The organism is Brachybacterium sp. GCM10030267 (genome assembly GCF_042666875.1).
Lineage (GTDB): Bacteria > Actinomycetota > Actinomycetes > Actinomycetales > Dermabacteraceae > Brachybacterium.
The window spans coordinates 1-18,773 of sequence record NZ_JBHTCX010000003.1 but is presented as its reverse complement, the minus strand read 5'-3'; the positions used below and the strand labels follow the sequence as shown (position 1 = coordinate 18,773).

The following is an 18,773-nucleotide window of genomic DNA, read 5'->3' as shown; positions in this document are numbered from 1 at the left end:
GAGATCGAGCCGAGGGGCGGAAAACCCCTCGCGGGAGGCCGGAGCGTCGGTAGTTTCGCGGCCGATGACCGCCTCCCGTGCCTCCGCATCCTCGCCTGTTCCGCTCCGCGCCGTACAGCGGGCCATCGCCGAGCAGTTCCCCCGGCTCGCCGACCTCGAGGTCCGGGCGCTGGAGACGGACGGGACCGACAACGCGATCGTCGCCGTCGGCCCCGAGATCATCGCGCGCATCCCGCGGCGGCCGGGCGACCCCGCCGAGCTCCACGCCCTGCTGCGACGCGAAGCGGCAGCACAAGCGGAGTTCGCGGAGATCAGCCCGGTGCCCGCGCCGCGCCCGCTCGGCATCGGGACGCCTGGTAGCGGCCTCGACCGGCCATGGTCCCTGCAGACGCGGGTCCCCGGGGCCGTCGCCACACCGAGCGTGCTCGCCGATTCGATGCGGTTCGCAGAGGACCTCGCAGACCTCGTGGCCGCACTCCGCGCTGCCGAGACCCGGGGCCGACGGTTCCAGGGACCGGGCCGCGGAGGATCGCTCACCGATCACGACGACTGGGTGCGCGAGTGCCTCGATCGCAGCGTCGGCCTGCTCGACGTGCCGCTGCTGCGCCAGGTCTGGTCCCAGCTGCGCACCACTGCGGAGACCGGCCGCGTGACCATGAGCCATCGGGACCTCATCCCCGGAAACCTTCTGGTCTCACGCGGCCGGCTGGCCGGGGTGATCGACACCGGTGGCTTCGCGGCAGCCGACAGCGCCCTGGATCTGATCGTGGGAATCCACCTGCTGGACCAGTCCGCTCGCGACGCGTTCCGGGAACGACTGGAGATCGACGATCTGGAATGGCGGCGCGCTCTCGCGTGGGCCTTCGAGCAGGCCATCGGCCTGGTCTGGTACTACCGGGAGACGGTGCCCGCGATGAGCTCCCTGGGCCGCAGCACGCTGGAACGCGTCATCGAGGAGTGGCAGCGGTGACGTCTCCGCCGACGGGTTCGTCCCGTTCCGACGGCAGCGTCGGATCCGGCAGCACCGCCGGGAGATAGGCGATCCAGATCCCCAGGATCGCGGCGACCAGGACAGGGCCGGTGTCGTTGACGGCGTACCCGAGCCAGGTGCCGGCCACCAGCGCCACGCGCACCGCATACGAGGCGGGGTGGAGCGTGTCGAGCTCGGCGAGGCGGCGCCAGCCGATCCGGCGCGGCATGAGGATCGCCACGGACGCGATCACGGCGAGGATCATCAGGATCGCGAGGGACCAGTACCCGGTGGTCATCCCGATGTTCTGTGCGAGTTTGCGTACGACCACGGAGAACAGCTCGCCGCTGATCAGCTCGTCGATGAACCGTCCCAGGTGGGTGCGCTCCTCCGCGGGCCGCAGCCAGTCCAGGAACGAGACTCCCAGCACCGCCACGACACTACCGGCGCCGAGCGCGAGCACGTGCCACAGCCGTGGCCGGATCCCGGAGACCAGCAGCGCCAGCAGTCCGAAGGTCGGGATCGTCGTCAGCATGGAGCCGAAGTCCGCGCCCATCGAGGGGGCCACGCACACCACCGCGACCACTGCGCCGACGGCGAGCGTCCACACCACCCGGGCCCGGGACGTGGCCACCACCGCGAACAGGCACAGCAGGGCCATCATCGCCGCGGCCAGCACCATCCCGAACAGGTGGTTCGAGAGCCCGTAGAAGCGGCCCCCGGAGATCGGCTGCGCCCCGAGCGGGGAGCCGAGCTGGAACCGCGACCCGGTCGCGGACTCCCCGAGGATCAGCAGCGCGACCAGGGCCGCAGAGACCCCGGCGGGTCCCAGCCGGTGGCGGCGCCAGGGGCCTGCCAGTGAGATCGCCGCCAGGATGGCGCTGCCGGCCCAGATCACTCCGGTCAGCGCGAGCGCGTCGTTCTCGGCCCGCCACCAGGGCACCGCCGAGGCGAACAGGGCCGCCGCGAGCGCCAAGGGGGTGATGGCCAGCAGGGCGCGGCCGACGGCGGCCACCCGCGGGCGTCGTGCGAATCCGGGGACGAGCACGAGCACCAGGCCGATCACACCGAGGGCGAACCACGAGCCGAGCGCCGGCATGGTCGCGGCATCGACCTCGGCCGCGGCCAGGGAGCGGTCCAGGGCGAGCTGCTGGGGGTCACCGTGGTCGATTCCGCGGAAGGGCTGACCGGGGATGTTCCCGTCGGGCTCCGCGCCGTAGGAGGCCAGGATCGTGGGCAGCACGTCGGTCAGCACCACCACGCCGTTCTGCTTGGTGGCCCCGCTGGTCAGCGCCTGGCCGGGGAAGGCCGAATCGAGGGCGACCTGCAGGCCGACGGTCCGGGAGGCGACCGCGCCGGTCTTCTCCATCTCGTCGGGGTCCGGCGGATCGGTCGCAGCGACCGAGACCAGCAGGGTGCGGGGGAGGGCCTCGCCGTCGCAGCCGCCGGCGGCTTCGAGGACGCGGCCGACGGTCTCATCCAGCGCGGCCAGGTCCTGCGCGCGGTCCGGATTGTCATGGTCGGGCACCGACCCGGCGTCGACCTGGACGATCGCATCGCCCGCGAGGGCGTCGGCGACGGCGGTGGTCTCCTGCGCAGACAGCTCGCCGGTGGCCTCGCGATCGCCGGCGTCGACCTCGACGGTCTCGACCGGCAGCTGCTGCCACTGGTCGGTGGGCGGGGTCGGGATGCCGGCAGTGCGCGGTGCCTTCTCCGCGAGGCCCCGGTAGCCGGTGTGCAGAGTCTCCAAGCCCTGGCGCTCGGTGGAGACCACCGTGGACGAGGTCGTGTTCATCGCACCGGCACCGGAGCGGTCCGCCAAGCACTGCAGGTTCGGGGTCGCCTCGGCGGAGATGTCCTCCCAGCCCAGCCCCGCGGTGGTGATGACCAGCCGCACCGGATCCTCGGGTCCGTCGGCCTGCGCCGGCGGCGTCGTGCCCAGCAGCAGGGCGCCGAACAGCGCGGCCAGCACCGCGCCCGGCAGGACGCGCAGGCGACGAGCGGGCAGGGAGAGAACCGGGAGGTGAGGCACGACAACGATGCTACGGGGCACCGGCCGCCCGGAAGCCCGACCCATACAGGGCCTCCACGGATCTCTCACCGCGCCCGCGTCGTCCGTGTTCGCGAAGGGGACGTCTCTCGCAGGTGGACCGCTATATGCAGGGCGGCTTCGGCTGGCGTCCCCTTCGTGGCCTTGGCAGGGCGGCCTCGGGTGGCGTTTCGAGGCCCAGGGCGGCGTTGCGCGACGGGCGGGCGTCGCTGAGCTGGAGAAGCGCCGACGAGCCATATCGTGGTCACCATGACGAACCCGACCCCGCCGTACGAACAGGTCCGCCGCGAGATCATCGACCAGGTCCGCAGCGGTGAGCTGACGCCGGGGGACCGGCTGCCCGCGATCCGCGCCTATGCCGGCGAGCTCGGTCTGGCCCCGGGCACGGTGGCACGCGCCTACAAGCTGCTCGAAGAGGGCGAGATCATCGTGACCAGACGCGGAGCAGGCACCACCGTCGCGCCCGGCGCGGTGTCCGCGAGCGAGGCGTACGCCGCGGCCGTGGCGCGTGAGGGCGGGGGAGAGGCGGATCCGGCGCTGGTGGCGCTGTTCCGCGGCGTCGTCTCCGATGCCCGGGAGGCTGGCCACACCGACATGGCGATCCTGGCGGCGGTGCGTGAAGCGCTGGGCGGGCAGGGCGAGGAGCCCGCCGAGCAGACCGAGTACGTCGAGCCGGCCGAACAGGGTTCGTGAGCATCCGGCTCGAACCGCTGGGACCGCAGCACGCTCCGGCGATTCTCGAGGGCCAGGACGAGGCCATCGCCCGCGAGATCTCGGGATGCCGGTGGGACGCCGAGTCGCTCTCGACGTTCCTGGCCCGCTGCGCCCGGTGGCGCGAGGACGGGCCGATCCGTGAGTACGCGGCACTGGCCACCGAGTCGGGCCGATCCGCCGACGGAACCTCGGCGCTGATCGGCGGCGCGGGTCTGAACACGAGGGCGCCCGGGCTCACGCGGAACCAGGCCACCATGACGTACTGGCTCCTCGCCGCTCACCGGGGCCAGGGAGGCGGCCACGCAGTGGCCTCGGCGGTGGTCGAGGTCGCCCGCGCCGACCCCAGGATCCACCAACTCGTCCTGCTGATCGCCCCGGCCAATGCGGCCTCGCTCGCCGTGGCCCGCCACCTCGGGGCGACGGCGACCGGTCACCACGAATCCCACCCGGCCGACGCGACGCGCACCGTGGAGCGGTGGATGATCGAGCTGCGCTGACCGCTCCCCGTTGCTGCCCCGTCACCCCGATGTGTCCGGGGAACCGGACGCACTGACCCGCACCGGCCGCGCAGCGCATTACCCTTGGCTCTCATGCGGTACGGCTTCCTCGGTCCCGAGACCACGTTCACCCACCAGGCACTCCTGCAGGCCCTCGCCGAGGCGCCCGAGGAGTTCGCCGGCGACGCCGAGATCGTGCCGTTCGCCTCCGTCGCGACCGCCACCACCGACCTCATCGGTGGGGACATCGACGCGCTCATGGCGCCGATCGAGAACTCCGTGGAGGGCGGGGTCTCAGGCACCCTCGACGTGCTCGCCGCCACCGACTCGATCACCATCGTCGCCGAGCAGATCGTCCAGATCACCTTCGTGCTCGCCGCCCGCGAGACCACCACGCTGAGCGACCTCGACGTCGTCGCCTCCCACCCGCACGCGCAGGCGCAGGTCCAGGGCTGGCTGCGCGAGAACGTCCCCGAAGCCGACATCGCCGCCGCCTCTTCGACAGCCGCCGCCGCCCAGGACCTGGCCGCGCTGAGCGCCGAGGACGCCCGGGGCCGCGCCGCCGTGTGCTCGCCACTGGCAGCGAAGCACTTCGGCCTGGAGATCCTCGCCGAGGGCATCGAGGACTACGAGGGTGCCCAGACGCGCTTCGTGCTCGTCACCCGCGAGGGCAGGATCCCGGCACGCACCGGCGCCGACAAGACGTCGCTGGTTCTGCACCTGCCGCACAACCGCTCCGGCGCGCTGCTGGAGACGCTGGAGATGTTCAGCGCCAACGGCGTGAACCTCTCCCGCATCGAGTCGCGCCCCATCGGCGACTTCCTGGGCCGGTACTCCTTCTCGATCGACGTGGAGGGGCACATCGAGGACCGCCGCGTCGCCGCCGCGCTGCGTGCCTTGCACCGGATCTGTCCGGTCGTCCACTACCTGGGCTCCTACCCGCGGGTCGACGGGGTGCGCCCCGACGCGCCCGCCGAATTCGCCGACGAGGCCTATGACGAGGCCCGCGACTGGGTCGAGAAGCTGACCGGCATGGTCACGCCGCCGCACGCGGGAAGCTGATCGCTCGGGCGACGTCAGTCCCCGGGTGCGATCATCCCGGACTCATAGGCCAGGATCACCAACTGCGCGCGGTCGTGGGAACCGGTCTTGGTCATGATGCGGTTCACGTGAGTCTTCGCGGTGTGCGGTGAGATGAACAGTTGCTCGGCGATCTCGAGGTTGGACAGTCCGCGCGCCACGAGCAGCAGCACCTCGAGCTCGCGCTCGGTCAGTGTCCTGAGCGTCGCGGTGGCCCGCGGGTCGACCTTGCCTGGGCGCGCCTCGGGCAACACATATCGCTGGATGAGGCCGCGGGTCGCGGCGGGGGACAGGAGCGATTCGCCGGCGTGCACCGCAAGGAGCGCGCGGACGATGTCCTCCGGCTCCGACCCCTTGCCGAGGAATCCGCTCGCACCCGCTCGGAGCGCCTGGACCACGTACTCGTCGTCTTCGAAGGTGGTAAGGATCAGAACCTTCGTCGCGCTCAGGGCAGGATCGGCGCAGAGACGGGCGGTGGCCTCGATTCCGTCGAGATTCGGCATGCGGATGTCCATGAGCACGACGTCCGGACGCATCGCGCGAGCGAGCGAGACCGTCTCGCACCCGTCGCCGGCCTCGCCGACGACCGTGATCTCCGGATGGCCGTCGAGAATTCCGACGACGGCCTGCCGGATCAGCTTCTGATCATCGGCGACGAGTACAGAGGTCACCTCGCCCCTCCGTCCGTCGGCTGCAACGGCAACTCTACGACCAGTCGATGGGCCCCGTCCGAGCGGCTCGTCGTGACCGTTCCCTGCGCGACGCTCACGCGCTCACGAAGGCCGATGAGTCCCAGGCCGGTGCCTGAGTGCGGAGTCGTTCGAGATGCTGAATCTGCCGTGTCGTCAGCCGGGTTCTCGATCTCGATGTGCACCTGCCGACGGCCTGCCGAGACGTGAAGGCTCGCACGATTCCCACTGCCGTGTTTATGGGCGTTCACCAGGCCCTCCTGGATCACGCGGTAGGCCACCGTACCGGTGAGGCCGGTGATGGCCGCGAGATCGCCTCCGATGTCGGTCTCGATCTCGAGTCCACTGTCCTCGAGGCGCCGGACCAGGGCCTCGAGCGCGTCGAGCCCGTGTTGCGCGGGAACAGCGTCGGTATCCGCGTCGTCACGCAGGTGCCGGAGCAGTTCGCCGATGTCTCCGAGGGCGCCTCGGGCCGCCTCGCGAATCGTGCTCAGAGCGGACTCGGCCCTGTCCGGCTGGGTGGTGAGATACCCGGACGCCGCCCCCGCCTGCAGATTGATCAGCGAGATCTGGTGCGCCACCGTGTCATGCAGATCGCGGGCGATCCGCAGCCGCTCCTCCGAGACGCGCCGGCGGGCCTCTGCCTCACGTGAGCGCTCGGCGCGCGCGGCGCGATCCTCGGCCTGAACGAGGAACGCCTGGCGCGACCGGGCGCTGTCGCCGAGCGCCGCCGCGATCGCGAAGGCCGCCCCGATCTGGAAGACCCGCCCGTCGAGCGACTCCCATCCCGTCACGGAGAAGGCGAGTGCGGTGACCAGCCCCGCGGCGGCGGCGATCACGATCAGTACGACCCGTCGCGGCACATGGTCGGCGAACGCGAAGGCGTACGCGGCGATGGTCGTCGCGATCCCTACCCCCAGGGACGGGACACCGAGCAGCACCGCGAGGACGAACCCCGCGAGAACCAGGCCGAGCACCGGTCCCGGCCATCGCCTGCGCAGCAGCATCAGCGCCGCGGGCACGATCAGCAGGACGAGTGTGACCAATGGGGGAGCGATCCGGAACTCGGGCGGGCCACCGGGACCTGGGCCGAGACCCGGGGGCCCCTCCGTCGGCCCGAAGATCTCCGGACCCGGGAAGAGAGCGCCACCGAGCAGGCCACCACCGAGCAGGACCACCGCTGCGGCGACCACGTCGCTGAGCGGTCCCGACGACCACGACCGGCGATTCGGCGCTTCCTGTCGCTCGTGTGCTCCGTCAACGACGTCGGTATCTGTATCGGCTCCGGAAGCGACTGACGTACGTGTGTGGCCCATGAGCACCAGTTTGCCGCTCGGTCCCCGTCAGCGGCGTCACCTCAGCACGGCAGTGCAGAAGTACTGCGCACGCGGTACGCGGTGTCTGCGCCCGGGGGACGCGCCGGGCAGGTGCCGGCCGGAAGACTCGGGGCAGCCGACGAAGGAGATCACATGGCATACCGCGTTCCCGAACCCACGCCCACCACTGACGGCCCGGCCTACGAAGGCCGGCTGCTCGATCGGCCCGAGGAGGAGATCGTCGACCAGGGTGCACGCTTCGATCTAGGCACCCTCATGAGCCGCCGGGTGCTTCTCGGTGCGGGCATCACCAGCGTCGGCACCGCTGCGATGGCGGCGTGCTCGACCCCCTCGGCGACGTCAGAGGGCACATCCGCCGAACAGACGTCCGAGGAGATCCCGGATGAGACCGCCGGTCCCTATCCGGCGGACGGCTCCAACGGCCCTGATGCCCTGGCCGAATCGGGTATCGAGCGCAGCGACCTGCGCTCGAGCATCGGTGCCGACGAGCCGGTCGACGGCGTCCCCCTGGAGTTCTCGTTCACCCTCTTCGACATGGCCGAAGACGATGCCCCGTTCACCGGTGCGGCCGTGTACGCCTGGCACTGCGATGCCCTGGGCCGGTACTCCCTGTATTCCGAGGGAGTCGAGGAGGAGACCTGGCTGCGCGGCGTGCAGGTCGCCGACGACGAGGGAACGGTCACCTTCACGTCCATCATGCCGGGCTGCTACACCGGGCGCTGGACCCATATTCACTTTGAGGTGTACCCGGACCTGGAGTCCATCTCCGATCCTTCGAACGCCATCTCGACCTCACAGATGGCGTTCCCCGAGGACTCGCTGGCCGGCGTCTACGAGCTGGCCGTCTACGAGGGCTCGGCGGAGAACCTCTCCCAGATCACCCTCGAATCGGACAACGTGTTCGGGGACGACAGTGCCGAACTGCAGATGGCGACCATCAGTGGTGACCTGGAGTCCGGGTACACCGCCTCGCTCGGGGTGCACATCGACACCACGACCGAGCCGTCCGGTGGGGCGATGCCCGGAGCGGGCGGAGGGCCCGGCGGTGGGGGCGGACCCTCCGATGGCGGTGGTGCGCCGGGCGGCGAGGGCGGGCCCTCCGATGGCGGCGGTGGTGCGCCCGGCGGGACCCCGCCCGCCGGAAACCCAGAAGGAGGCACGCCGGACGACGAGGACTGACCCGCCCAAGACCACAGCCGCACGTCGCAGCGCTGCGTTCCGCCGACGACCGAACCTCTGCGAGCCAGTCCACTCTGACCCTCACACCGATTCTCAACCTCAAGGAGTCCCACATGTCCACGCCACACGATCCCTCCGTGCTCTCATCCCCCCGTGCCCGGCGCCTTCTGCGCCAGGGCACCCTGAAGGCCGCCGCGCTCCTGGTCATCGGCAGCCTGGCCCTGTCCGGCTGCGCCCTGGGAGCCGGGGAGGCCGACACCGCGGAGGCATCCGCGCAGACGACCACCGTCGAGACCGCGGACGGGAGCATGGCCACGTCGAGCGACGCGGCCACGACCGCCGAGACCATCGCCGAGACCACCGCTGCCGCGGAGACCTTCATGGCCACGCTCTCGGACGAGCAGCTCGAGACCCTCAGCTACGACTACGACGACGAGACGAAGTCGACCTCGTGGTCGAACTTCCCGGTGACCTTCGTCGACCGGGCCGGGCTCAACCTCGCCGATCTCACCGACGAGCAGCAGGACGCCGCGCTCGAGGTGCTCCAGGGACTGCTCAGCGAGGACGCGTACGAGACCGTCACCGGCATCATGGACGGTGACCAGTACCTGCTGGACAACAGCTCCTCCACCGAGGACTCGCTGGGCCAGTACTACATCGCCTTCTTCGGCGATCCCTCCGACACCGAGGCGTGGTCGGTCCAGTTCGGCGGTCATCACCTGGGTCTGAACGCCGACCTGAACGGTGCGGAGAACGCGATCACCTTCGCGCCGACCCACCTGGGGGTGCAGCCGGCGGTGTACACGAATGAGGACGGCCAGGAGGTCGAACCGTTCGATGGGATCTACACCTCGGCCTTCACGTTCTACGACAGCCTCACCGAGGAGCAACTCGAGGCCCTCTACCAGGGCGATGACGTCGCCGGGATGGCATGCGCCCCGGGAAGCACCTGTGACTTCCCGACCGGTACAGGACTGCTCGGCGCGGATCTCACCGGGGAGCAGAAGGATCTTCTGATCGACGTGATCGCGAACTGGGCGGCGATGGCTGACGAGGAGACGAACGCGGCCGTGCTCTCCGAGATCGAGGCCACCCTGGACGAGACGTACATCAACTGGTCGGGAGCGACCGAGTACGACATGTCGACCGGCGACGGCATCTACTTCCAGATCTCCGGTCCGGACGTCTACATCGAGTTCGCCGCCCAGCAGGGCTCGGCCGGGGCGGACGTTGACGGGGTCACCACCTCCGGGTGGGGCCACGTGCACACGATCTACCGTGATCCGAGCGATGATTACGCCGGTTCCGTGACCCAGGAGGAGGCCGACGGAGGCATGGGCGGAGCTCCGGGCGGCGAAGTCCCGGACGGCGTCGCTCCCGGTGGCGGAGCTCCCGGGGACGGACCTTCCGACGCTGGGACGGCTGAGGATTCCTGACCTGCGCGGTCGGCTGTCCTCGTCGCGGCCGGGGAGGTCGCGGGCATCAGCCCTGATCCGATGCACTCACTCCCGCGTCGGGTCAGGGCTGACCGGCACGCGCAGCAGCAGCGCGCCGGGGTCGATGCGGCCGATGAGGTGGCTCGCCTCCACGTCGGTGTCACCGTCGAGCTGGACCGGCTGCGCCTTGGTCGTCGCCACCCGCACCTCGGTGGCCGAGTAGCGATCCATCGAGGCCAGGCGCGGCCGGGGGGAGAGCTTGGGATTGACGACCTGGGTGAGGACCTGGCTGAACCCGGCTGCGCCCTTCCAGCCGGCCACGACGATCTCGAGCCTGCCGTTGTCGACGGTCGCGTCGGGCATCAGCACGAAGCCGCCGGGGAGCTTGCCGACATTGCCCAGCAGCACGGTTCGGGCCTTGTGCGCATGCCGCGTGCCGTCGGGGAAGTCGACCACCACGTCGATGGAGCGGCCCAGGATGGTGCGCACCCCGCCGAAGACATAGGCGAGCCAGCCCAGGCGCTTCTTCATCGAGTCATCGGTGTGACCGATCATCTCGGCGTCGGCCCCGAATCCGGCGATGACCAGGAAGATCTGCTCGGCGGCTGCCGCGGCTTCGGTCACGCTGCCACCGGTGCGCAGCCAGCCCACGTCGATCCGACGGTCATGGCCGGTCAGGGCCGCGGTCATGGCCGCGGCCGGGTCGTCCAGCGGCACGTCCACGTTGCGGGCCAGCAGGTTGCCGGTACCGGCCGGGATGATGCCCATGCGGGTGTCCGTGTCGGCGAGGACCGAGGCCACCATGCGCACCGTGCCGTCCCCTCCCGCGGCGACCACCAGATCGGCGCCCTCGGTGCGGGCCTGGCGGGCCTGGCCCCGGCCCGGATCCTCCACGGTCGTCTCGTAGAAGGCGACCTCGGCGCCCTCGAGGTTCTCCACCACCTCGCGCACGCGCGTGCGGAACGCCTCCGCATCCGAGAACTTCGAGGGGTTCACGACGACCGCGACCTTCCGCAGCCGGTCCGCCGGGGCGTGGTCCCCGGCGCCCTCGTCGTCGGAGGCCCCAGCGCGATCCGCCTCGGTACCGGCCGCCGACCCGTCGGCCCGTCTCCGACCTCGCGCCCCCCGCGCCACCCGGCCGCCAGGCTGCTCCTCGGCCGCGGCGCGCAGGGCGGCGATCTCGCGACGGTGCCGGCCGAGATGCCGCAGTACGACGACCAGCAGCACGACCGCCACGACCATGATGACGACCGAGGCGATGCTGAGCGCGAGGAGAGTGTGGTCCATGCGCTCAGGGTACTGACGCCGGCGCACGACTACCACGTCGCCGCAGGTACCCTGGTGCAATGATCGATCTGCGGCTGCTGCGCGAGAACCCCGATGCCGTCCGCGACGCCCAGAGGGCGCGCCGGCGCGACACGGCCACCGTCGATGCCGTGCTCGAGGCGGATTCCCGCTGGCGCGAGACCACCGCCGCGTACGAGTCCGCCCGCGCCGAGCAGAAGGCCTTCGGCAAGAAGGTCGCCCAGGCCCAGGGCGAGGAGAAGCAGCAGCTGCTGGCCGAGGCCAAGCAGCTCTCCACCGACGTCAAGCGCCTCGAGGCGGAGACCGCCGAGGCCATCGCCGCGCGGGATAAGGCGCTGCGCGAGATCCCGAACCTCGCCGAGGGCGCCCCCGAAGGACTCGAGGAGGACTTCGAGCTGCGCGAGACCGTCGGCGAGGTTCCCACCTTCGAGCACCCGGTCAAGGACCACCTGGAGATCGGCGAGGGTCTGAAGGCGATCGACATGGTCCGCGGCGCGAAGGTCTCCGGGGCCCGCTTCTACTTCCTCACCGGCGTCGGCGCCCAGCTGGAGCTGGCGATCCTGAACTCCGCGATCGACCAGGCCACCAAGGCCGGATTCACTCCGATGATCACCCCGACCCTGGTGCTGCCGGAGTCGATGGAGGGCACCGGCTTCCTCGGCGAGCACGCCGACGAGGTCTACCACCTGGACAAGGACGACGATCTCTACCTCGTCGGCACCAGCGAGGTGGCCCTGGCCAGCTACCACAAGGACGAGATCCTGGACCTCTCGGACGGTCCGCTGCGCTACGCCGGGTGGAGCGCCTGCTACCGCCGCGAGGCCGGCAGCTACGGCAAGGACACCCGCGGCATCATCCGCGTCCACCAGTTCCACAAGGTCGAGATGTTCTCCTACTGCCGCATCGAGGACTCCTACGAGGAGCACGAACGGCTGCTGGAGTGGGAGCGGGAGATGATGGCGCGGATCGACGTGCCCTACCGGATCATCGACACCGCCGCCGGCGACCTGGGCACCTCCGCGGCCCGCAAGTACGACTGCGAAGCGTGGATGCCCAGCCAGGAGGCCTACCGCGAGCTGACCTCGACCTCGAACACCACCCAGTTCCAGGCACGGCGACTGAACATCCGCGAGCGCACGGAGGACGGGCTGCGCCCCGTCGCCACGCTCAACGGCACTCTGGGCACCACTCGCTTCATCGCAGCGATCCTCGAGAACCACCAGCAGGCCGACGGATCCGTCGTCGTCCCGGAGGGCCTGCGGCCCTACCTCGGCGGCCGCGAGATCTTCGAGGTCCCCGCCTGAGACCGTCCCTGCCCGAGACCACCGAGATGCCTGAACTGAGACGCTGAGATGACCGCGAAGAACACATGGCGCCGAATGCTCGGCAGTCTGCGACACCGGCGGTTCACCCGGACGTCAGATGCTGCTGGGACACTGCCCCACATGGACGCCACCACCGTGACCACCGACCGGGACACCACCCGGGAGCGCCTGGCCGAGCACCTGAAGGATCTCGCCGGCAAGCGCCTGCTGATCGGCCTCGACGTCGACGGCACCCTCGTCGACCACGACGGCACCATGTCCCCGCCCATGCGCCAGGCGCTGCAGCAGGCCGCCGACGAGCAGATCGTCGTCATCGCCACCGGCCGCTCCATCGGCGCGACCCTCCCGATCGTGGAGGCCGCCGGCGTCACCCGCGGCTACGCGGTCTGCTCCAACGGCGCAGTCACCCTCGAGATGGATCCGGAGGCCGACGGGGGCCACCGCGTGATCGACACCCGCACCTTCCAGCCCGGCCATGCGCTGCGCACGCTGCGCGAGGTCGCCCCTGATGCACATTACGCGGTCGAGAAGGCCGACGGGACCTTCCACTCCACCGCCGGATTCCAGGACGCCAGCTTCGGCGTCGAGGCCATCGAGAGCCCGCTGGACGACCTCATGGAGCTGGAGGCCGTGCGCGTGGTCGTGCACGTGCCCGACCTGACCCCGCAGGAGTTCAGCAAGGTCATCGCCGAATCCGGCGTCCACGGCGTGGAGTACTCGATCGGGTGGACGGCGTGGCTGGACATGGCCGCCCCGGGCGTCTCCAAGGCCAGCGCCCTGGAGGATGTCCGTTCCCGGCTCGGCGTCGAGCAGGCTCACACGGTGGCCGTCGGGGACGGCTTCAACGACACCGAGATGCTGACCTGGGCCCGCGTGGGCATCGCCATGGGCCAGGCCCCGCAGGGCGTGAAGGACACGGCCGACACCGTCACCGAATCGGTCTACGACGACGGCACCGTGCTGGTCCTGGAGTCATTGCGAGCCTGAAGATGTCCTGGGCAGATGGTTCCGGTTTCGTCTCGGCCCCACATCGTCCACGACCCCGTGTCGGCGCGTGCGCGGAACAGGCGTAGCATTCCGCGCGTGCTGTTGACCAGAACCGCACGGACCCCGGTTGCGGACCGGCGCCCGCGCCCCGCTCGCACCGTCCTGCTGGCATTCGCCGGCGCCGGGATCTCCGGGACCCTCCTGCTGCTGCATCCGGCCGCGACCACGGGCCCCGGTGGTGCCACGGTGATGGAGGGTCTGTTCACCGCGGTCTCCGCGCTGTGCGTGACCGGCCTGATCGTGGTGGACACTCCGGTCTACTGGAGCGGCTTCGGGCAGGGAGTGATCCTCGCGCTGATCCAGATCGGCGGCTTCGGCGTGATGACCTTCGCCTCCGTGATCGGCATCGCGGTGATCCGCAAGCTCTCCCTGCGTTCGAAGCTCACCGCGGCCTCCGAGGTCAAGAGCTTCGGCATCGAGGACGTCCGCTCGCTCGTGATGAGCGTCGTACGGCTCTCCCTGCTCATCGAGGCGGTCGCCTCCCTCATCCTGACCCTGCGCTTCGCCCTCGCCTATGACGAGACCTGGGGACGTGCCCTGTGGCTCGGAATCTTCCACGGCGTCTCCGCCTTCAACAACGCCGGGTTCGCCCTGTTCAGCGACAGCCTCATGCCGTTCGCCGGGGACCCGGTGATCCTGCTGACCGCGAGCACGGCCACCATCCTGGGCGGGATGGGGTTCCCGGTCCTGATGCAGCTCGGCAAGCAGCTGGGCACCCCCCGCCTGTGGACGATGAACACCCGCATCGTCGTCGCCGCGACGCCGCTGCTGCTGGTGCTGGGCACGCTGTACATCACGGCGCTGGAATGGGCGAACCCCGAGACCCTCGGAGGGATGCCCCCGCACCTGCGGGTGCTCAACGGCTTCGCGATGTCGGCCCAGACCCGCACCGCCGGGTTCAACAGCATCGACACCAGCGCCATGGACCCGGCCACCTGGCTGGGCGTCGACATGCTCATGTTCATCGGCGGTGGCCCGGCGGGCACCGCCGGCGGCATCAAGGTCACCACCTTCGCCGTCGTGTTCTTCCTGATGCTGGGTGAGCTGAGGGGCGCCGGCGCCGTGACGGTGTTCGGCAAACGGCTCTCCCGCGCGGTCCACCGCCAGGCGATCACGGTGATCGTGCTGGCGCTGGGACTGGTCGCGGCCGCCACCATCGTGCTCATGGTGCTCACCGACTTCACCCTCGACGAGATCCTGTTCGAGGTGTTCTCCGCCTTCGGCACGGTGGGGCTGTCCACCGGCATCACCGCCGACCTGCCCCGGTCGGCTCAGCTCGTGCTCGTCGCGCTGATGTTCATCGGCCGGCTGGGCCCCATCACCGCTGCCTCCGCGCTCGCTCTGAGGCCGCGGCAGCTCCTCTACGACCTCCCCAAGGAAAGGCCGATCATTGGCTAGGCACAGACTCTTCGGCGGAACCGATCCGGCCCGCGTCGCCTCGGAGAATGCGGTGGCCGTCATCGGCCTCGGCCGCTTCGGGCAGTCCCTCGCGGTCGAGCTCATGGAGGACGGCGCCGAGGTCCTCGGGATCGAGGCCCACGAACACATCGTCCAGTCCCTCAACGGGCAGCTGACCCACGTCGTCGCCGCCGACGCCACCAACGAGCAGGTGCTGCGGCAGCTCTCGGTCAACGAGTTCGATCGGGTGGTCGTGGCCATCGGCAGCGACATCCAGGCCAGCATCCTGGTCACCTCGCTGCTGCTGCGCTTCTCCATCCCGCACATCTGGGCGAAGGCCGTCAGCGATGCGCACGGGCTCATCCTCGAACAGCTCGGCATCCCGCACGTGGTCTATCCCGAGAAGGACATGGGGCGCCGCGTGGCCCACATCGTGCGCGGCAGCATGCAGGACTTCATCGAGATCGACGCGGACTTCGCGATGGTCAAGACCGAGGTGCACCCCTCCTTCGCAGGCTCCCGGCTCGGGGACTGCCACATCCGACGCAAGTACGGGGTGACGGTGACCAGCGTGAAGCATGCGGGCGAGCAGTGGCAGCCCACGACGGCGGACACCGTGCTCAAGCTCGGCGACACCATCCTGGTCACCGGCCCCACCCGGCAGGCGGAGAAGTTCAGCCGGATCGGCTGAGGTCGGCGCAGGTCGACGCTGGCCGACGGGGGCGGACCTGGCCTGACGCTGGCCGGCCGCTCGTCCTCGGAGGAGTCAGGCGTTCCGAGCCGCGACCTGGAGTATCACCTTGCCCAGATGGCCGCCCTCGCGGAGCACGTTCTGTGCCGCCGCGGCCTCTTCCAGCTCGAAAGTGGCGTGGATCGGGATGTTCACGGTGCCGTCGGCCAGCATCGGCCACACCAGCTCCCGGGTGCGCTGGAGGATCTCGCGCTTGGACTCCGTCGGCCGTGAGCGCAGAGTGGTGCCGATGACGCGGGCCCGCTTGCCCATGAGCATCCCCACCGGCAGCTCGCCGCTGGCGCCGCCGAGGGTGCCGATGATGATCAGCCGGCCGTGCTCGCGCAGCATGGTCACGTTGTCGGCGAGTGCCGGACCGCCCACGATGTCGAGGATGACGTCGGCCCCGCCGGCCTCCCGCACCGCGTCGGGCACGTCCGTGGTGTGCCGGTTCCAGGCGTGATCGGCGCCGAGCTCTCGGACCTGCGTGATCGCCTCGTCGGAGCCGACCGTGGTCATCACCCGTGCCCCGAGCTGGCGGGCGATCTGGATCGCCACGGTGCCGATGCCACCGGTGCCGCCGTGGATCAGCACCGTCTGCCCGTCGGCCAGGCCGCCCTCGAGCACGAGGTTGGAGACGACGGTCGCGCACACCTCGACCACGCCCGCTGCGTCGGTCAGTTCCATGTTTTCGGGAGCGGGCAGCAGCTGGCCCTCGGGGACCGCGACCACCTCGGCGTAGCCGCCGCCGGCCAGCAGCGCCACCACGGCCTCGCCGGTGTCGCGGCGGTGGCCGGAGACCTCGAGGCCGGGCAGCTCGGAGGCGCCGGGCGGTGGCGGGTACTTCCCGGCGGTCTGGGCGACGTCGGCGCGGTTCACGCCGGCGGCGACCACGTCGATGAGCACCTCGCCGGGGGCGGCCACGGGTTCGGGGAGCTCGGCGAGCTCGAGCCGGTGGTCCTCGGTGATCGTCATCGCGCGCATGCTCACAGCTCCGTATCCACGACGGTGCGCCCGCGGACCTCGCCGGCGAGGATCCGCTGGGCGTACGGGATGGTCTCGGACAGGCCGATGCTCGTGGTCATCGAGTCGAGGATCTCCGGATCCAGTTCCTCCGCCAGGGCGTCCCACGCCCGCTCACGCATCGCGCGCGGCGCGTCGACGGAGTTCACGCCCGCGAGGGTGACGCCCCGCAGGATGAAGGGCAGCACGCTGGCGGGCAGGTCCGGCCCCTGGGCGAGTCCGTAGGCCGCGACGGTGCCGCCCCAGGCGGTCTGCGCCAGGACGTTGGCCAGCGTCGTGCTGCCGACCGCGTCGATCGCGCCCGCCCAGCGCTGCGACTGCACGGGCCGGCCGGGTTCCTCGCTGAGCTCGCGCCGGTCGACGACGTCGGCCGCCCCGAGCTCGCGCAGGTACTCGCCGTTCTCCGCGCCGCGCCCGGTCGAGGCGACCACGCGGTACCCGCGAGCGGCGAGCAGGGCGATCGCGACGGATCCGGCGCCGCCGGAGGCGCCCGTGACCAGGATGTCCCCGTGGTCGGGAGAGATCCCGGTGTCCTCCAGGCGCAGCACGGAGAGCATGGCCGTGAACCCGGCGGTGCCGATCGCGGCGGCGCGTTCGGCGGAGAGGTCCGCGGGCAGCCGCACCAGCGCGTCGGGACGCACCCTCGCGCGGGTCGCGAAGCCGCCGTGGCGGGACTCGCCGATGCCATCACCGTTGAGGATCACGAGGTCCCCGGCGGAGTACTCCTCGACTTCGGAAGCGGTCACCCGGCCCACGATGTCGATGCCGGGGATCAGCGGGAAGGTGCGGGCGATGCCCTTGCCGGCGATCGCCATCCCGTCCTTGTAGTTGTAACTGGAGAACAGCACGTCGAGCTCGACGGGGCCCTCGAGCAGCGACTCGTCGGCCTCCTCGTCCAGCCGGGCGTCGGCGCCCTCGGCCTCGATCAGTACGGCACGCATGGCGCGTTCCTCTCCCTCGGCGACAGGTCCCCTCAGCCTATTCGCGATCGCGGGCGTGTGGATCGGGGCAGCCCGACGTCCCGCCGGTGGTCCCTGCTCCCTGGAGATGCGGGGCCCCGGTTCTGCCTCGAGGGACTCGGCGCCGCCACGTCAGGTGCTCGGGGGGTGCTCCGCGATGCAGAAGAGGTTCCCGTCGGGATCAGCAAGGGTCGTCCACTGGACGTGAGGGAACTCGTCGAGAACATGCCATCGGACGGTGGCACCGAGCGTGACAGCCCGCGCCACCTCGGTATCTCGCCGCCCCCACGGCACTGTCAGATCGAGGTGCGCGGTCTGTCGCTCCGGGCGAGCACCATTCATCGGCTGGAGGAATAGACCGAAGCCGTTCTCTCCCGCAGGAGCGATGTACACGCTCTCGCCACCCGGATGAGACTCGCCCCCGGTGATCTGCGACCAGAAGTTGGCAAGCCGATGAGGGTCCGATGCTTCGAAGTTGTATGCGCCCAGCGTTATCGATGGATATGTCATAACCCTGATCGTCTCAGGGCGCGAGGACATCTCCTGTCCGCAGACCGTGCCCGACACAGCCATCCGGTCGGCACCGGCGAGCGGGCACCGGACTGCGGTGGCGCGTCGTGTCGCTCTCGAACCGTGGAATGCAGGCCCGCGGCCATGTTGCCGTCGTCGTCCGTTCCGACTGTGTGGGGGAGGGGCCGTCAGTCGCGTATCCTCGTCTGCGCCGCCCCTGAAGGGTCAATCACGCAGATCGTGTCCAGCTCGCCTCCCGTCGTGGGATGTCGGCGCACGGTTCCGGCTCTGACCGCGAGGGCGCGGCCGGGAGGGTTGTCAGAGCGGCCGAATGAGATGGTCTTGAAAACCATTGTGCGGTAACCCCGTACCGCGGGTTCGAATCCCGCACCCTCCGCCATGTGATGTCGCAGGACATCGGCATGGCCCGAACCCACGCAACGTGGGTTCGGGCCTTTGTCATCTCTGCTGTGGTTGGTAGTCGCGGGTGGGGTCGATGATGAGCTCTCTGAGGACTTCTCCGG

Annotated in this window: 17 protein-coding genes and 1 tRNA gene; 11 read left to right on the top strand and 7 right to left on the bottom strand. The window is 70.4% G+C overall.

Annotated elements, in window-relative coordinates; translation table 11 throughout:
• Positions 1–64: 64 nt before the first annotated feature.
• Positions 65–970, top strand: coding sequence for a phosphotransferase (locus ACFQS2_RS02590; RefSeq protein WP_377792644.1), 906 nt, complete (start codon positions 65–67; stop codon positions 968–970).
• Here the strand turns inward: ACFQS2_RS02590 and ACFQS2_RS02585 are convergent.
• Positions 948–3,002: a hypothetical protein gene (locus tag ACFQS2_RS02585; protein ID WP_377792643.1), complete on the bottom strand. Its 2,055-nt coding sequence runs from the start codon at positions 3,000–3,002 to the stop codon at positions 948–950. The two genes, ACFQS2_RS02590 and ACFQS2_RS02585, sit on opposite strands and share 23 nt — an antisense overlap.
• Before the next feature lie 267 nt (positions 3,003–3,269).
• Between ACFQS2_RS02585 and ACFQS2_RS02580 the strand changes: the two genes are divergently transcribed.
• The 3 genes from ACFQS2_RS02580 (at position 3,270) to pheA (ending at position 5,293) form a co-directional block, all read left to right on the top strand.
• On the top strand, positions 3,270–3,713 hold the full coding sequence (locus ACFQS2_RS02580; protein WP_377792642.1) for a GntR family transcriptional regulator: 444 nt from the start codon (positions 3,270–3,272) through the stop codon (positions 3,711–3,713).
• Positions 3,710–4,231: a GNAT family N-acetyltransferase gene (locus ACFQS2_RS02575; protein ID WP_377792641.1), complete on the top strand. Its 522-nt coding sequence runs from the start codon at positions 3,710–3,712 to the stop codon at positions 4,229–4,231. Before ACFQS2_RS02580 ends, ACFQS2_RS02575 begins: the two co-directional genes overlap by 4 nt.
• A gap of 93 nt (positions 4,232–4,324) precedes the next feature.
• Positions 4,325–5,293 (top strand): prephenate dehydratase, encoded by a 969-nt coding sequence (pheA, locus tag ACFQS2_RS02570; protein WP_377792640.1) that lies wholly within the window; start codon positions 4,325–4,327, stop codon positions 5,291–5,293.
• Between the two features lie 14 nt (positions 5,294–5,307).
• Here the strand turns inward: pheA and ACFQS2_RS02565 are convergent, their stop codons facing one another.
• A complete protein-coding gene (locus tag ACFQS2_RS02565) occupies positions 5,308–5,982 on the bottom strand; it encodes a response regulator (RefSeq protein ID WP_377792639.1) in 675 nt (224 codons plus the stop codon).
• Positions 5,979–6,839: a sensor histidine kinase gene (locus ACFQS2_RS02560; RefSeq protein WP_377792638.1), complete on the bottom strand. Its 861-nt coding sequence runs from the start codon at positions 6,837–6,839 to the stop codon at positions 5,979–5,981. Before ACFQS2_RS02560 ends, ACFQS2_RS02565 begins: the two co-directional genes overlap by 4 nt.
• A gap of 630 nt (positions 6,840–7,469) precedes the next feature.
• On the opposite strand from ACFQS2_RS02560, the gene ACFQS2_RS02555 reads away from it, so the two are divergent.
• A complete protein-coding gene (locus ACFQS2_RS02555; protein WP_377792637.1) occupies positions 7,470–8,516 on the top strand; it encodes an intradiol ring-cleavage dioxygenase in 1,047 nt (348 codons plus the stop codon).
• A gap of 113 nt (positions 8,517–8,629) precedes the next feature.
• Positions 8,630–9,952: a DUF3500 domain-containing protein gene (locus ACFQS2_RS02550; RefSeq protein ID WP_377792636.1), complete on the top strand. Its 1,323-nt coding sequence runs from the start codon at positions 8,630–8,632 to the stop codon at positions 9,950–9,952.
• A 66-nt stretch (positions 9,953–10,018) separates the two neighbouring features.
• Here the strand turns inward: ACFQS2_RS02550 and ACFQS2_RS02545 are convergent, their stop codons facing one another.
• Positions 10,019–11,239 carry a diacylglycerol/lipid kinase family protein gene (locus ACFQS2_RS02545; RefSeq protein WP_377792635.1) on the bottom strand — a complete coding sequence of 407 codons (1,221 nt, stop codon included), beginning with the start codon at positions 11,237–11,239 and terminating at the stop codon, positions 10,019–10,021.
• A 59-nt stretch (positions 11,240–11,298) separates the two neighbouring features.
• Here ACFQS2_RS02545 and serS point away from each other — a divergent pair, with 59 nt between their 5' ends.
• The 4 genes from serS to ACFQS2_RS02525 all read left to right on the top strand — a co-directional run bounded on the left by serS (position 11,299) and on the right by ACFQS2_RS02525 (position 15,718).
• The gene (gene serS, locus ACFQS2_RS02540; RefSeq protein ID WP_377792634.1) at positions 11,299–12,561 is read left to right on the top strand and encodes a serine--tRNA ligase; all 1,263 of its coding nucleotides are present in this window, start codon (positions 11,299–11,301) and stop codon (positions 12,559–12,561) included.
• Between the two features lie 141 nt (positions 12,562–12,702).
• Positions 12,703–13,569, top strand: a complete 867-nt coding sequence (locus tag ACFQS2_RS02535; RefSeq protein ID WP_377792633.1) for an HAD family hydrolase — start codon at positions 12,703–12,705, stop codon at positions 13,567–13,569.
• Positions 13,570–13,665: 96 nt separating this feature from the next.
• Positions 13,666–15,027, top strand: a complete 1,362-nt coding sequence (locus ACFQS2_RS02530) for a TrkH family potassium uptake protein (RefSeq protein ID WP_377792632.1) — start codon at positions 13,666–13,668, stop codon at positions 15,025–15,027.
• Positions 15,020–15,718: a potassium channel family protein gene (locus ACFQS2_RS02525; RefSeq protein WP_377015982.1), complete on the top strand. Its 699-nt coding sequence runs from the start codon at positions 15,020–15,022 to the stop codon at positions 15,716–15,718. The genes ACFQS2_RS02530 and ACFQS2_RS02525 overlap by 8 nt, the downstream gene beginning before the upstream one ends.
• A 75-nt stretch (positions 15,719–15,793) precedes the next feature.
• Here the strand turns inward: ACFQS2_RS02525 and ACFQS2_RS02520 are convergent, their stop codons facing one another.
• From ACFQS2_RS02520 to ACFQS2_RS02510, 3 genes are all read right to left on the bottom strand, one after another.
• Entirely contained in the window at positions 15,794–16,741 is a 948-nt protein-coding gene (locus ACFQS2_RS02520; protein ID WP_377792631.1) for an NAD(P)H-quinone oxidoreductase, read from the bottom strand.
• A 2-nt stretch (positions 16,742–16,743) separates the two neighbouring features.
• Positions 16,744–17,721 (bottom strand): MDR family oxidoreductase, encoded by a 978-nt coding sequence (locus ACFQS2_RS02515; protein ID WP_377792630.1) that lies wholly within the window; start codon positions 17,719–17,721, stop codon positions 16,744–16,746.
• 150 nt (positions 17,722–17,871) lie between these two features.
• The gene (locus ACFQS2_RS02510) at positions 17,872–18,249 is read right to left on the bottom strand and encodes a VOC family protein (RefSeq protein WP_377792815.1); all 378 of its coding nucleotides are present in this window, start codon (positions 18,247–18,249) and stop codon (positions 17,872–17,874) included.
• Positions 18,250–18,558: 309 nt separating this feature from the next.
• Here ACFQS2_RS02510 and ACFQS2_RS02505 point away from each other — a divergent pair.
• Positions 18,559–18,649, top strand: a tRNA-Ser gene (locus tag ACFQS2_RS02505).
• Positions 18,650–18,773: the final 124 nt, after the last annotated feature.